The 16,550-nt window shown below is 30.9% G+C and carries 8 protein-coding genes and 1 other annotated feature; all 8 genes read left to right on the forward strand.

The annotated features are described in order from the left end of the window. Window positions 1-60: 60 nt before the first annotated feature. The 8 genes from BSD9I1_RS00750 (at window position 61) to BSD9I1_RS00785 (ending at window position 16,540) form a co-directional block, all read left to right on the forward strand. On the forward strand, window positions 61-1,830 hold the full coding sequence (locus BSD9I1_RS00750) for an N-acetylmuramoyl-L-alanine amidase (protein ID WP_186428708.1): 1,770 nt from the start codon (window positions 61-63) through the stop codon (window positions 1,828-1,830). A 71-nt stretch (window positions 1,831-1,901) separates the two neighbouring features. Next, window positions 1,902-2,118: a binding site (T-box leader), on the forward strand. A gap of 83 nt (window positions 2,119-2,201) precedes the next feature. Then, complete coding sequence (gene ileS, locus BSD9I1_RS00755; protein WP_186428709.1) at window positions 2,202-5,312, forward strand: isoleucine--tRNA ligase; 3,111 nt, start codon at window positions 2,202-2,204, stop codon at window positions 5,310-5,312. A gap of 72 nt (window positions 5,313-5,384) precedes the next feature. Beyond that, window positions 5,385-6,383: a LacI family DNA-binding transcriptional regulator gene (locus BSD9I1_RS00760; protein ID WP_035304648.1), complete on the forward strand. Its 999-nt coding sequence runs from the start codon at window positions 5,385-5,387 to the stop codon at window positions 6,381-6,383. Window positions 6,384-6,631: 248 nt separating this feature from the next. Beyond that, window positions 6,632-10,720 (forward strand): AAA domain-containing protein, encoded by a 4,089-nt coding sequence (locus tag BSD9I1_RS00765; RefSeq protein ID WP_186428710.1) that lies wholly within the window; start codon window positions 6,632-6,634, stop codon window positions 10,718-10,720. Window positions 10,721-10,825: 105 nt separating this feature from the next. Next, window positions 10,826-11,893: a mannose-1-phosphate guanylyltransferase gene (locus BSD9I1_RS00770; protein WP_186428711.1), complete on the forward strand. Its 1,068-nt coding sequence runs from the start codon at window positions 10,826-10,828 to the stop codon at window positions 11,891-11,893. 163 nt (window positions 11,894-12,056) lie between these two features. Next, entirely contained in the window at window positions 12,057-13,385 is a 1,329-nt protein-coding gene (locus BSD9I1_RS00775; protein ID WP_186428712.1) for a VanW family protein, read from the forward strand. 146 nt (window positions 13,386-13,531) lie between these two features. Then, a complete protein-coding gene (locus BSD9I1_RS00780; RefSeq protein ID WP_186428713.1) occupies window positions 13,532-15,865 on the forward strand; it encodes an ATP-dependent Clp protease ATP-binding subunit in 2,334 nt (777 codons plus the stop codon). Between the two features lie 69 nt (window positions 15,866-15,934). Continuing rightward, the gene (locus tag BSD9I1_RS00785) at window positions 15,935-16,540 is read left to right on the forward strand and encodes a DNA-3-methyladenine glycosylase (protein ID WP_186428714.1); all 606 of its coding nucleotides are present in this window, start codon (window positions 15,935-15,937) and stop codon (window positions 16,538-16,540) included. Window positions 16,541-16,550: the final 10 nt, after the last annotated feature.

A 16,550-nucleotide genomic window follows, 5' to 3' on the forward strand; every position in this document is an offset into this window, starting at 1 on the left:
TAGCTTAAGATAATAAACTTGCTACATATAAATGTGAGTATAAATTTTGGGGGTGGCGAGTTGAGAAGAAACAAAATGTTATTTTTGATAATATCATTTATGTTAAGTTTCTTATTTTTAAGTAATGCTGTTGTATATGCAGCAGAAGACTATATACAATGGAAGACTACGTATAGTATTTCGGATTTGAGTAAAAGTTGGAATATAAAGTTTAATTATCCTATAAATGCGACTTCAGTGAATGAAAGTAATTTTAAAATGGTAGACGATTCTGGGCAGAATATTGGAATAAATCCTGTTTTAAATTCTGATAATAGGTCTGTAACTGTGGCTTTAAAATCAGGAGTAAAATATGAAGTTGGAAAAACATATACTTTGACAATAAGCAAAAACATTCAAAAAACTTCAGGAGATACGTTAAAACAAGATGTAAAAATGAATTTTACTGTAAAGTCTTCACCGTTGAATCCACCAGTAAGCAATGACTTTAAGGTAGTATTAGATGCAGGCCATGGTGGACAAGACGATGGAATAATCGGGCTTAATGGATTAAAAGAAAAGGATTTAGCGTTAAGTGTGGCATTAAAAGCTGGAGAGATTTTAGAGCAAAAGGGCATCAATGTAATTTATACTAGAATAAATGATGATATAAGTTGGGCAGCTAATGATATGAATTCACGTTTTGCACAGCTTAGTACGTCTGGTGCCAGCTATGTAGTAAGTATACATGCCAATTTAGCAGGAAGTATGGATGCTTCTGGTCTTGAAACGTTCTATATGTCGGGAAATAGCAAATCTCAGACGCTAGCAAGCTTATTACAAAGCAACATGGTCTCAAAAACAGGTGCTACTAATAGGGGGATTAAGACTGGATCAATGCCAGAGTTTACAGCACTGCCCAATATACCTACTGCTAAGGTGTTTTTGGGATTTTTAAGTAATCCAGATGAGGAGGATAAGCTTTCTGATCTAGCTACTCAATATAAATATGCAGAAGGAATAGCAAATGCTATAATGCAAGTTAAAAGTTCTGCATCAGCTATTACAGATATTGCAGAAAAGGATGTTATAAAGTCAGTAACTGAGGGAGGCACAATTACACTTCCAACTACTGTTACTGCAACAAGAAATGATGGAACCAAAGAACAAGTTGCCGTGAAGTGGGACAAGCCTTCAGTGAATACGAGTACGGCTGGTACATATACTCATATAGGAACTGTCGATGGATATTCAGGAAAGGTTATATGGACTATTTTAGTAACTAAAAGCGGTAAATATACTGTGGTTGTAGACCCGGGGCATGGAGGATATGATCCTGGAGCTGTAGGACCTACAGGACTTAAGGAAAAGGACGTAACATTATCAGTTGGTTTAAAACTTGGGAAGTTACTTGAGGCTAAGGGAATAAGAGTAGTGTATACACGAAGTAGTGATGTTGTATCATGGCCAGCTAATGAATCATTAGATTTACAAAAAAGAGTATCGATAGCAAATCAGGCAAATGCGAATTACTATATATCTATACACTGTAATTCAGCCGTACCTGCTGCTAATGGAACAGAAACCTATTGGTGGGATGGAGGAAGTACTGCAAGTCAAAGGTTAGCTACATATGTTCAGCAGGAACTTATAAGCAAACTTGGAACTGTAGATAGAAAGGTTAAAACTGCAGGATTTTATGTTATTAAATATACAGATGCTCCAGCAATACTTACTGAGCTTGAGTTTATAAGTAATCCTACAGCAGAAAACAATTTAAGAAATGCTGCGTTTCAGGATAAGTGTGCTCAAGCTTTGGCAAATGGAATATTTAAAGCACTAGGAATGTAGTAAAATAAATTGACAATAAAATTTTAATATACTATAATATAATAAAATTTCACTTAGATTAATATTATTAATTAAAAGCAGTGAAAAGGAAAAGTATTTAAAGTCTATAGCTTACAGAGAGTGGAGATTGGTGAAAATCCATAGTTTATAGTTTAAAGAAAATCACCTTGGAGTTGAATGCTGAAATTATAGTAAGCTTATCCGTAATCTCGCGTTAAGAGATAGGGCATGAAAGTGCTTGAAATTTATATCCATAGGTGGTATAGCGAGTTTAACTTCGTCCTATTTGGGCGAAGTTTTTTGTTTTTTAGTATATAAATTGTTTATTATACAAAATGAAGGTCAACAATAATAACAGGAGGGATTGCTTAATGTATAAGAAAATTGATAACTCTAAAGGCTTTGTACAAGTGGAACGTGATGTATTAAATTTTTGGGAAAATGAAAAAATAGTTAATAAAAACTTTGATCTAAATAAAGAAGGGGAATATTTTACTTTTTATGATGGGCCGCCAACCGCTAATGGAAAGCCACATGTAGGCCATGTATTAACAAGAGTAATAAAGGACTTGATTCCAAGATACAAGGTAATGAAGGGGTACAGAGTTTTAAGAAAAGCAGGATGGGATACTCATGGACTTCCTGTAGAACTTGAAATAGAAAAAAAACTTGGCATTTCTGGAAAACAAGACATAGAAAATTATGGTGTAGAAAAATTTATAGAACAATGTAAAGAATCTGTATTTACATATTCAACTATGTGGAAAGATATGTCCGAAAAATTAGCCTTCTGGGTTGATATGGATAACCCTTATGTAACATATCATAATAATTATATAGAATCTGTATGGTGGGCATTAAAACAGATGTGGGAAAAAGAGCTTCTTTACAAAGGACATAAGGTTATACCTTATTGCCCAAGATGTGGAACGTCTCTTTCATCTCATGAAGTTGCACAAGGATATAAAGATGTAAAAGAAGCTACAGCTATAGCAAAGTTTAAGGTAAAGGGAGAAGAAAATAAATACATATTAGCTTGGACAACTACTCCGTGGACTTTACCAAGTAACGTAGCATTAAGTATAAACAAGGCTTATGATTATGTAGAAGTGTTAAATAATGATGAGTACCTAATACTTGCTAAGGAACTTGTTTCTAAGGTTATAGAAGGGGAATATGAAATAGTAAGAGAATTTAAGGGCGAAGAATTACTTGGCACAGAATACGAGCAGCTCTTTAAGTTCGTAACTCCAAAGGAAAAGGCATTTTATGTAGTGCATGCAGATTACGTAACATTATCAGATGGTACAGGGGTTGTACACACTGCACCAGCTTATGGTGAAGATGATAATCAAACAGGAAAAAAGTACAATTTACCTCTTATAAATCTTGTTGATGGAGAAGGCAAATTTGTAGAAGCTGTTGAGCCTTGGAAGGGTATGTTTGTAAAAAAAGCCGATCCTAAAATTCTTGAAGAACTAAAAGAAAGAGGATTACTTTATAAATCAGAGAAGTTTACTCACTCATATCCACATTGCTGGAGATGTGACACAACTCTTTTATACTATCCAAAGGATAGCTGGTTTGTTAGAATGACATCACTAAGAGATAAGCTTTTAGAAAATAACAACAGAGTAAATTGGTATCCTGATAATGTAAGAACAGGAAGATTTGGAAAGTTTTTAGAGAATGTAATAGATTGGGGTATTTCAAGAGATAGATATTGGGGAACTCCGCTACCAATTTGGGAATGTGAATGTGGACATAGAGAATGTATAGGAAGTGTAGCAGAACTTAAAGAAAAGGGAATAAATGTACCAGAAAATATAGAACTTCATAAACCATACATAGATGAAGTTAAATTAAAATGTCCTCATTGTGAAAAGGAGATGAAGAGAACAGGAGAGGTTATAGATTGTTGGTTTGATTCAGGTTCTATGCCTTTTGCACAACATCATTATCCTTTTGAAAACAAAGAAATATTTGAAAGTAATTTTCCAGCACAGTTTATTTCAGAAGCTGTAGACCAAACAAGAGGATGGTTTTATACTTTAATGGCTATATCTACATCCTTATTTGATACAAATCCATTTGAAAATTGTATAGTGCTTGGTCATGTACTTGATAAACAGGGACTTAAAATGTCAAAGCATAAGGGAAATGTAGTAGATCCATTTGAAATATTAGATAAGGTTGGAGCAGATGCTTGTAGATGGCATTTCTATACTGCAAGTGCGCCATGGCTTCCAACTAGATTTTCTGTGGAGGACGTAGAAGAAACACAGAGAAAATTCTTAAGTACTTTATGGAATGTATATTCATTTTATGTGTTATATGCAGAGATAGATCAGTTTAATCCATTACAATATAAAGATTTTGTAAGTGAAAATGTAATGGATAAATGGATAATTTCTAAATTAAACACACTAATAAAAACTGTAGAAAGCAACATGGATGGTTATGGAATAACTCAAGCAGCCCTTGCTATTGAAGAGTTTGTAGATGAATTATCTAATTGGTATGTAAGAAGAAATAGATCAAGATTCTGGAGTGAAACTTTAACAAATGATAAGATAGGAGCTTATGTAACTTTATACAAGGTTCTTACTACGCTAACACTAGTAGCGGCTCCATTTGTACCATTTATCACTGAAGAAATATATCAAAACTTAGTACTAGAATTAGATAAGACAGCTAAAGAAAGTGTACATTTATGTCCATGGCCAAAATATGCTGAAGAATTAATAGATAATGAGCTTGAAGGAGAAATGGAAGAGGCTTATAAGATGGTTAAGCTCGGAAGAAGCGCTAGAAATGGGGCTAATATAAAGAATAGACAGCCACTTTCAAAGATGCTTGTAAGTTCTAAATCACTTAAAGAATATTATGGGGATATTATAAGAGATGAACTTAATATAAAAGAAGTAATATTCGGAGCAGACCTTTCAAGTTATGTTAACTTTGATATTAAGCCAAATTTACCTGTACTTGGTAAGGCTTATGGGAGATATATACCTGTAATCAGAAAAGAACTTGGAGCTATGAATCAAATGGAACTAGCTCAAAAGATTCAAACTGGAGAAAGCATAGTAATAAAAGCTAACGATATAGAAATAGAGTTAAATCAAGATAATTTACTTGTTACAATGCAGGGGCTAGAAGGATTTGCTTTTGCAGGTGAAGGTACTATGGGTGTTGTACTTGATACAACTTTAACAGAAGAGCTAAGAGAAGAAGGACACCTAAGGGAAATATTAAGTAAAGTTCAAAATATGAGAAAAGAAAACAATTTTGAAGTATCTGATAAGATAATTCTCTATGTAGGTGGAAATGAAAAGCTTGAAAATGTAGCTAAAAAGTTTGAAGATAATATTAAAAAAGAAACTTTATCTATAGAAATAAAGTATAATGAAAATGTACAATATGTAGATACTAAGATAAATGGGGAAGACTTCAAACTTCAAGTACAAGTGATAAAGTAATTTAAACATAGCATGTAGATAAAAATCGTATCTACATGCTATTTATATAAAAATATTTTTAGGGGTGATATTATGGCAGCATCTATAAAAGACGTTGCGAAAGAGGCAGGAGTCTCTATTGCAACAGTTTCAAGAGTTTTAAATGACGTAGACGTTGTAAACGATGATACAAAGAAAAAGGTCGTAGATGCAATAAAAAAATTAGGTTATAGACCTAATATAGTGGCAAGAAGTTTAAAAACGCAGAAAACTAGCACTATTGGCATAATAATTCCAGATATATCAAATCAATTTTATCCTGAAATAGTAAGAGGAGCAGAAGATGTAGCTAATATATATGACTACAATATAATTTTGTGTAATACAGACATGGATGTAGAAAAGGAGATGGAATATCTAAAGGTTCTAAGGGAAAAGATGGTAGACGGGGTTCTTTACATGAGTAATTCCCTTGAAAAAAATACAATTGAACTTATAAACAAATTAGAGATTCCTACAGTATTAGTAGAGACCATAGATAAAGATAATAGTTTTCCAAGTGTAGTAATAGATAATGAACAGGCAGCTTATGATGCAGTAAAATATTTAATAGATAAAGGAAATCATAAGATTGCCTATATTGGTTCAGACGAAGAAAATTTTAACGCAGCAGCACTTAGGTATGTTGGATATAAAAGAGCATTAAGAGAAAAAGGTATAAATTTAAATCCTCACCTTGTGCATTTTGGGGGAATGAAACCTAACGATGGATATGAAGGTATATTGGATATACTAGATAAGGCAGAAGTAGATGCAGTATTTTGTGCTGGAGATGAAATTGCCATGGGAGTTATAAATGCATTAAGAGAAAAGGGAATAGATGTGCCAAATAATATAGAAGTAGTAGGTTTTGATAACATATATGCATCGGAAATATTTTATCCTAAACTTACAACTGTAGCACAGCCAATGTACGATATGGGATCTGTAGGAATGAGAATGCTTATAAAAATAATAAACAAGCAGCCTGTAGAAGAAAAACATTATGTTCTACCATATAGGATGATTGAAAGAAACTCCACTAAAAAATAAAATTAAAAATAAAACCATGTAGAAAAATCTACATGGTTTTATTTTTTGTGTATTATTTTATGCTTAATAATTAAAATAAGTGTTTAATTATGTATTTAGTCTGTATATTAATGTAAATTCAGAACAAATATTGTATTATAAAAATTTTGAAAAACATTTACATGGGTGTTATAATTTAACATACAAGTAATATACTTATAGTTTATAGCAAGGACAAGCATCTAGTATAAATTATGGGGGTAAAAGTTATGAGTTTAAACACAAGAGAAAAGGTAAGAAATGTATTTAATTACCTAGGAAATTTAAAAAAATCTCAAGAAAAAAGGATAAGGCACATAGGGGAGTATGAAAGGGTATTTTTTGAAAAGGAGCTTTTAAGTCATACTGGATGCAAGATAAGTACTGATGAAGGTTGTATATTAGAAATAAGTAAAGCGGATAAAGAACTATACAGTTATTTCTTTAATTTACATCAGCAAATTGAAAACAAATCAAAGAATCTAGAAATTATTTTAGGTAAAGGACTTATTACATGGATAAAAGAAAAAGAAACTATAGTGCATACAATGTTTTCTATGCCGTTAGAGCTGGAGTTTAAAGTAGAAAAGGCAATATTTTATTTAAAAAGTAAGGGTAATATGGAGATAGATACTAGCTTTCTAGAAGGGCTTAATATACATAATTACTCTAAACTTGTAGAAATACAGGAAGAAGTAAGAAGTAAAAATGTTAAAGTCAGTGATTTGGAATATATTAATACTTATTATGATCCTATAATAAACATATTATCTGTGGATAATGATAAAGAATTTAAAGTGTGTAATGAAAAGGTATTTAAAGAAAATATAGAAGTAACTTCTAATGTAAATGTATTAAATAAAATTGCTATTATAGTTAGAGAATATGATTTAAAAATCTGGAATGAGGAAATAAATCACATACTTGAGCAAATAGATAAGGGATATGAAATACCAAAAACTATACAGGCGTTGGTTACAAATGAGAAGATAGAGCATACAGATAGTGAAAAAGATGAATGGAAGGATTTGGAGAAGGACTTATTATTTCCTCTTCCATATAATACAGAGCAAAAGGAAATAGCAACTAGACTATTAAACAACTTTGGACTAGTAGTTCAAGGACCTCCAGGTACAGGTAAAAGTCATACTATAGCAAATCTTATATGTCACTTATTGGCTCATGGGAAAAGTGTGTTAGTTACTAGTGAAACCGATAGAGCACTTAAAGCATTAAAGAATATGATTCCTGAAGAAATAAGTTCACTATGTATGAGTGTTATAGGTAATGAAAATAAGGATATGGATAACCTTGAGAATGCTGTAAAGAATATTACAGATAATTTATCCATAAATCCAGTACAACTACAGCAAGAGATAGGAGTATTAAGGATTAAATTAAATGAATGTAAGAGAAATCAAGATAATATAATAGATAAACTTAAATATATATGGAAAAATGAAAATGCCACTATTTCATATCATGGAAGAGATTATAGCATAATGGAAATATCTAAATGGCTTAAAGAAAATGAAGAAGAATATTCTTGGATAGAAGATGATATAAACTCTCATATAAAATCCCCAATTTCAGAAAGTGAATTTGAAGAGGTAATAGAATTTTTAAATGAAGTCCCAAATAAAGAAAGGGAAATGATTAGTAAGGTATTACCTATTTTAGATAAGATGCCAAGCTATGAGGAGCTTTATAATGTATTTACTAAGTATAAAGAATTAAAAAGTAATTATGATTACAATAAAAAAGCATTAGAAAAATGGAACATATCTGATAACAAAAGATTTGATTATGAAGGGCTTATTCAGCTATTAGAAGAAGGATATAACAAGCTTAATATATGTGAGGAGAGAGAATTAGATAGTTTTGTAAGAGACTTTAACAATAGTGCTTTATTAAGAGACTCCTCAATAGATCTTTTATTAAGGTGGAAAAGCTATATAAAAAGAATAAGTGTTATAAGAAAGGAATTAAGTGAGCACTGCATAACGCTTCCAAAGGAAGTTGATTTGTCCAATTTAGAAAAGGACTTTCAAATAGTATTTAATGAATTAGATAAGAAGGGTAAGATTAGCAAGTGGTTTGCATTAAAAAATAAATCACAGAAATATGTTGTTGATAAATGTTTAGTAGATGGTAATCCAATAAGTGATATATATCAAGCTACAATATTAAAATTATATTTTGAAAAGAGGCAAATAATTAAAGGTGTTACAAAAGTTTGGAATAGTACCTTTAAAAGCTATAAAAACATATGTGGCATTTCTGAAAAGGAAGAAGATTTAATAAAAGCAGAAAGGTATATATATAAAATAGAAAATTTATGTCAGTGGACCAATAATATAAAACCAAATATAATAAAAAAATTTGGAGCAATCGTTATTCCAAGTGATATTGATTTGAACGATAGAGAAGATTTATTAAATATAAAAGAATGTTGCAAGTCAATTAAAGAGGTATATGAGTTACAGGAAATTGAAATTTTTTTAGATAGTATCATAAGAATTATGAATAGTTCTGATTTCACTATTCTATGTGAAGCCCTAGAAAAAAGAGATGCTTTAAAACTTCAAGAAAGCTTTAAAGAAGTAGAGAGGCTAAGAATTATAAGAAATAGGTTAAATGGGATAAATGAAATATTATATAAGATAAAGGGAGTATGTCCTAGATTATATATAAAGTTAACTACAGAAGAATCATTAAATATGAAAAGCTGGAATAATGCCTGGAAGTGGAAAGAGTGGGATAGCATTCTTAAGGGAGTATGGAAGCAAAATGAGGAATGGCTAGAAGGAAGATTACAAGAGGAAAAACAAAAAGAAAAGGTACTAATTAGGCAGCTTGTTTATAAAGAAACTTGGTTTAGACAGATATGTAGTATAACAGAAGAAGGAAAGAGGAGCCTTTTTTCATGGCTTCAGGCAGTAAAAAGAATTGGAAAAGGAACAGGTAAGTTTGTAAATGATTATATACAAATTGCACAAAAGGAAATGGAGAACTGTAAGGAAGCTATACCTGTATGGATTATGCCTTTAAATAGGCTTTTAGAAAATGTAAAGCTTTCAGATAAACAATTTGATGTTATTATTTGTGATGAGAGTAGTCAGAGTAATATTTATACCCTATGTGCTCTTATGAGGGCTAAGAAGGCTATAATAGTTGGAGATGATAAGCAAATAAGCCCAGAAGTTGTGGGAATATCACATGGTGAGGTGCAAAAATATATAAGGGCTCATCTAAGAAATATACCTAATAAAGAATGGTTTGATTTAAGTACAAGTTTATATGATACTGCACTCAGGGTGTTTCCTGATAGGGTAGTATTAAGGGAACATTTTAGATCAGTACCAGAGATAATACAGTTTAGTAATAAGCTTTGTTATAATAACGAGATAACAACATTAAGGTTTGCTCATAAAAATGAAAAGTTTGACCCACCTGTATGTGCAGTTAAGGTAAATGGGATTAGAGAAAAAAATAGACCTCTTAATATAATAGAGGCAGAAGCCATAGTAGATAGGATATGTAAAATATGTAATGATAAAATATATAATGGAATGTCCATAGGGGTAATATCTCTACTTGGAGATGTGCAAACAGAATTTATACAAGCCCTTTTAAGAGATAAAATCGGTGAGGAAGAAATTCTTAAAAGAAAAATAGTATGTGGTGATGCTTATTCTTTCCAGGGAGATGAAAGAGATATAATGTTTCTCTCTATGGTAGTGGCTAATAATGTAAAATACACTGTACTTAATCGTGAATCGGATATAAGACGATTTAATGTAGCTACAAGTAGGGCTAGAAATCAAATGTGGGTATTTCATTCTGTAGATTTAGAAGATTTGAATAAGGAATGCGTAAGATATAAACTTTTAGATTATTGCAAAAACTATGAAAAGTATAAGAGAGAAGAAAAGGTCATAGATAATATATTTTATTCTACATTACAAAAAGACATATATGAAATATTGAAGAGTAAGGGATTTAATCCCTTATCAAATATACCGTTAGGGAATTATGCCATAGACTTAGTGCTAGAAAATGGACAGGATAAGGTGGCTATATTATGTCAAGATGAAAAGAGCGAGTATACCAGTAACTACCACGAATTTTACAATATGCAGCTGAAACTAACGGAATGTGGGTGGAATGTTATAAAAGTAAGAGGAAGTAAGTTTTATAGATATCCAGATAAGATGATACCTGCATTATTAAAGAGGTTACAAGGTTTCACTATAACGAAAAACTCCTTAGAAGATACCAAGAAGTATATAAAACACGATGGCCTTAGAGTTGTGTAAATAGATTTTATAAAACTTTTACAGAATCATAAAGAGAGGTTGTTCACAAATAAGTGCTTTGATTCATACTATAGAATTAAAGCACTTATTTACGGAGAGGTTTTTGTGTTATATGCATTAATTTTAGCTGGTGGAAAAGGAACAAGGCTATATCCATTATCAAGGGAAAGTAATCCTAAGCAGTTTCTAAAAATAATAAATAATAAGAGCTTTTTAAGAAATACTGTAGACAGGATAAAGCCTTTAGTAAATAAAGAGAATATATATGTAGTAACTAATGAGATATATTTAAATAAGGTGTATGAGGATTTGCCAGATATTAATAAAGAAAATATATTTGTAGAGCCTGCAAATAAAGAAACTGCAACTTGCATTGGACTTTCAGCAGTAAAGCTTTTAAAAAAAGATAAAGATGCAATAATGATGGTGCTTCCTTCAGACCATTATATAGAAAATGAAAAACTGTTTACAGATACTTTAAGTCAAGCTGTAGAAATTGTAGAAAGAAAAAGAGGGCTAGTTACAATTGGAGTTAAACCCACTCGACCTGAAACAGGATATGGTTATATAGAAATAGGTGAGAGAATTATTGGAGGAATACCTTCGTATAGGGTAGAGAGATTTTTAGAAAAGCCTAATTTAGAGGTGGCTAAAGATTTATTAATGAAAGGTACGTATTTGTGGAATAGCGGTATGTTTATTTGGAGAGCAGATATTTATCTTAGGGAAATGGAAAAGTATTTACCTAAAATGTATAAAAGTATGATGAATATATATTCTGCATTAGATACCGAACAGGAAGACGAAGTGGTAAAGGAAGAATATAACTTAATTGATGGAATTTCAGTAGACTTTGGGATAATGCAAAAAACTAGGAAGGCATTTGTTATAAGATGTGAATTTGCCTGGGATGATATAGGCAACTTTATGTCACTTGCACGATTTTTAAAGAATTTCCGTGGAAATAATGTAAGCGGAAATATATACATGGATCAAAGTCAAGATTGTATAGTGCTTGGTGGAGAAAAACTTGTTATAGGTTTTGGAGTAAAGGATTTAATAATAGTAGATGCTGGGGATGTACTGCTTGTAATGGATAAAAATAAGGATCAGGAGATAAAATATTTAGTAAGTGAACTGAAAAAAGATAATGAATTTAAACACTATATATAGATTTATTATAAGGATCTTCTATAGGGGTAGTTTGATTATCATATAGAAGGTCTTTTATGTTTTATTTCAAATTATAAAATTGTATATATTTTCATTTGATAAGAATAAAAAAAGTACACATACTAAGTATAATATAAAATTGAATATAAGGAGTGATGGATAGATGATAAAAAGAAGTTTTGTATCGCTCATAATAGTTATAATAAATTTATTAATTGTTATAAGTTTTTGGGGATGTTCATCTTTAAGTCACGTGGAGGATAAAGTATATCCTAAGATAGTTATAAATGACATAGATATGACAGGAAGGACAAAGAAAGAAGCCATAGAAATATTGGAAAGTAAGAGTATAGTTCCTGATAAACAGATAATAATAAATGCTAACAATAAAAAGTACATCTTAAATACAAAGGATTTAAAAAGTCATAATAATATTAAAGAAATAGTAGATAAGGCATTTTCCTATGTTAGAGATTTAAGCCCAGCAAAGAAAGCAGAGTTGATAAAAAGTTCTAAGGAGAGAAAATTTAGTACTACAGAGACTTTCAATAAAGATATAATAATTAACTTGTTGAATAAAATTGAAAAGGAAGTAAATCAAAAAGAAAAAAATGCTTCAGTAAAAGGTGTAAATTCAGGTAAGCTTATAATCAATAACCATATTGCCGGAAGAAAATTAAATAAGGAAAAGCTACATAAAGATATCTTAACTGAAATAAAAAATAAAGATAATAGTATTATAAATGCAGAAGTTAAGGATATATCCCCGGCTATTACCAAGGCGCAGCTTTCAACAATGAATGCAATCATTTCATCTTATGAGACTAAATATAGCATAACTGAAGCAGAAAGGGTATATAATATAGGATTGGCAACAAGGGCTATAAGTGGTGCATTAATTATGCCAGGAGAAACCTTTAGTTTTAATAAAATAGTTGGTAAGAGAACAGCGGAAAGAGGCTATAAACAAGCACCAATTATTATAGACAACAAGCTAGAAAAAGGTGACGGTGGGGGGGTGTGTCAGGTATCTACTACACTTTATAATGCAATAATAAGATTAAACATTATGTCTTTAGAAAGAAGTAATCACACATTAGCTCCACTTTATATACAACCTGGATTTGATGCAACAGTTTCTGAGGCAATAGATTACAAATTTAAAAATACTTTAAAATATCCAATTTATATAGAAGGAATAATTTCTAAGGGTACAGTAAAATTTAATGTATATTCAAACTCTTCTTTAAATAATATGAAGTATGATTTAGTAAATGAAATATACGAAAAAGCTATACCTAAAACTATATATAGAGAAGATCCAAATCTTAATTTAGGAATAAAAAAACAAGAACAAAAACCACACATAGGATATAAGGTAAAGGTGTATATTGTTGAAAAAAAATCTGGTAAAATAACAAACAAAAAGCTAATTTCAAATGATAATTATGATATGACAAATGAAGTTATAAAGGTAGGAATAAAAAAATAACTAGCTGTCAAAGCTAGTTATTTTATGTTATTATAATGGTTAAAATAAATTCATAAATTTTGTAAAATAATAATATTTAATTATGATATACTATATTTACATGAACTTATAGGATATAAGACATTATAGAGTATGGAGATGATGTTATGAAATTGTGTTCAATATGTCATAAAAATGTAGCCACGATATTTACTTCTAAAATAGAAGGAGGAAAGCCTCAAATAATGGGAGTCTGTATAGACTGTGCTAAAAAGATGGGCCTTCCAGCATTAAACCAACTTTTAGAATCTACAGGAATTAGTTCAGATGATATGGAGAGTTATACAGAGCAGTTAAATAGTATGCTTGAAAATGTAGATTTAAATGAATTTGCTAATAATGATATGTTTAATAATATAATAAATAGTTTAACCGCAAGCAATGAAACATCTCTAGAGAAAAATGAAACAAAGGATGTATTTGAGAGTAATGAAATTAAGAATATGTTTAGGGGTTTTGAAGATGGCAAGGACTATGAATATGGTGAAAATAAAAGCAATATAAAGACGAAAAATAATGTATTTAAAAAGAAAAGAAATAACTTAGATAAGTATGGTATAAACCTTAATGAAAGAGCTAAGAATGGTGAGGTTGATCCTGTAATAGGAAGAAATGGGGAAATAGATAGGGTAATTCAAATTCTTAATAGAAGAACTAAGAATAATCCTATACTTATAGGAGAACCTGGGGTAGGTAAAACTGCAATAGCAGAGGGATTAGCAGTTAGAATCTCTAAAAAGGAAGTTCCAGCAAAGCTATTTGATGCAGAGGTATATTTATTAGATCTTACAGCAGTAGTTGCAGGAACTCAATTTAGAGGACAATTTGAAGGAAGAATGAAAAGTATAATTGATGAAGCTAAGGAAGAAGGAAATATTATATTAGTTATAGATGAAATTCATAATATAATGGGGGCAGGAGAAGCTCAGGGAGGAGCTATAAATGCTGCTAATATATTAAAGCCCGCATTAGCCAGAGGTGAAATACAAGTTATTGGAGCAACTACTTTAGAGGAATACAGAAAACACATAGAAAAGGATTCAGCACTTGAAAGAAGATTTCAACCTGTACTCGTAGAAGAGCCAACTATAGAAGAAGCTATAGAAATACTAATGGGTATAAAGAAATACTATGAAGATTATCATAAAGTTCATATAAGTAATGATGTTATAATTGAAGCTGTAAAACTTTCTGAAAGATATATAAACGATAGATATCTTCCTGATAAAGCTATAGATGTAATTGATGAAGCTAGCTCTAGAGCAAACTTAAAAAATAAAGGTATTATGGAAGTAAAATCTTTAAAGGAAGAACTTCAAAAAATACAACAAGAAATAATGAAAGAAGCTAGCAATGGAAATTATGAAAGGGCAGCTGAATATAAAACACAGGAGTTTAGAATTAAAGAAAAACTAAAGAAAATTGAAGATGAATGCAATAGTGCCGAGTTAACTATAGAAGACATAGCTTCTGTTATAGAGGCGTGGACAAAAATTCCAATTCATAAGGTAAAGGAAAACGAAGGAGAAAAATTATTAAACTTAGAAAATAAGCTTCATGAAAGAGTAATAGGGCAAGAAGAAGCTGTAAATGCTTTGGCAAAATCTATTAGAAGAAATAGACTAGGATTTAAGAAAAAGAAAAAACCTTCGTCTTTTATATTTGTAGGGCCTACAGGGGTAGGAAAGACAGAACTTGTAAAGGCATTGGCTTCTGAATTATTTGGAAGCGAGGAAGCGTTAATTAGAGTGGATATGTCTGAATATATGGAAAAGCATACTTCGTCAAAGCTTATAGGAGCACCTCCGGGATATGTTGGATATGATGAGGGGGGCCAGCTTACAGAAAAAGTTAGAAGAAGGCCTTATTCTGTAGTGCTATTGGATGAAATAGAAAAGGCTCATCCAGATGTATTTAATATGTTACTTCAAATATTGGATGATGGAAGGCTTACAGATGGTCAAGGAAGAACTGTATACTTCGATAATACGGTAATTATAATGACATCCAATGCAGGAACAAATTTTAAGGGAAGCAAAATAGGATTTGGCAGTAGTGATTATGAAGCTTTAGAGGTTCAGGTAAGAGATGCACTTAAAGACACTTTCAGACCAGAATTTTTAAATAGGGTAGATGAAACAATAGTATTTAAACCGCTTGCAAAAGAAGAGTTATATAGAATAGTAGATTTAATGATTAAAGAGGTGGAAGAAGAGCTATTTGAAAAGAATATACAAATAAAGGTTAATCAGGATGTTAAAGATCTTATTCTTGAAAAGGGATATGATGAAAAATATGGAGCGAGACCTTTGAGAAGAGCAATTCAAAGATATTTAGAAGATGAGATAACAGAGGCTTATTTCCAAAAACGTATTAAGGAAGGCTCAACTATAGATCTAGGTGTAGAAAAAGATAAAATAATAATAAATAACGTTTTATAAAATTTTTAGTTGAGTTTACAGCCTGGTATGTTAATACCAGGCTGTAAACTTTAAAGGAGGATATTTGGCATGAAGCTGTCAAGAGAATTTTATAATAGAGATACTTTAAAAGTAGCAAAGGGGCTCTTAGGAAAAAACTTAGTCACTGTTGAAAATAATATAATAACTTCAGGGAAGATTGTAGAAGTAGAAGCATATATGGGGCTAGAAGATAAGGCTGCTCACAGCTATGGTGGCCGTAGAACCAAAAGAGTGGAGGTTATGTATGGAAAACCTGGAGTTGCTTATGTGTATTTCATATATGGACTTTATTATTGTATGAATGTAGTAGCAAGGGAGGAAGGGATAGCTCAGGCAGTATTAATAAGAGCTGTTGAGCCTTTACAAGGAAAAGAAATTATGAGTAAAAGAAGGTTTAACAAGAACTATGATGAACTAAAGAAAAGAGATATAATTAACTTAACCAGCGGCCCTTCTAAATTATGTATGGCTTTTAATATTGATAGGAGCATGAATGGTGAGGATTTATTAGGAGATAGGATATACATAGAAGAAGGTAACAAAGAAGAATTTGAAATTGGAGAATCCTCTAGAATTGGGATTGATTATGCTGAGGAAGCTAAGCATTACCCTTGGAGATTTTTTGTTTCGGGAAATCCATATGTATCTAAATAAGTAAAATGTG

Source organism: Clostridium sp. BSD9I1, from assembly GCF_900185645.1.
Lineage (GTDB): Bacteria > Bacillota > Clostridia > Clostridiales > Clostridiaceae > Clostridium_AK.

Bases quoted from the DNA above. Each gene is read 5' to 3' on its own strand.
- ileS (WP_186428709.1), top strand. From the start codon at position 2,202: ATGTATAAGAAAATTGATAACTCTAAAGGCTTTGTACAAGTGGAACGT.
- BSD9I1_RS00760 (WP_035304648.1), top strand. From the start codon at position 5,385: ATGGCAGCATCTATAAAAGACGTTGCGAAAGAGGCAGGAGTCTCTATT.
- BSD9I1_RS00765 (WP_186428710.1), top strand. From the start codon at position 6,632: ATGAGTTTAAACACAAGAGAAAAGGTAAGAAATGTATTTAATTACCTA.
- BSD9I1_RS00775 (WP_186428712.1), top strand. From the start codon at position 12,057: ATGATAAAAAGAAGTTTTGTATCGCTCATAATAGTTATAATAAATTTA.
- BSD9I1_RS00780 (WP_186428713.1), top strand. From the start codon at position 13,532: ATGAAATTGTGTTCAATATGTCATAAAAATGTAGCCACGATATTTACT.
- BSD9I1_RS00785 (WP_186428714.1), top strand. From the start codon at position 15,935: ATGAAGCTGTCAAGAGAATTTTATAATAGAGATACTTTAAAAGTAGCA.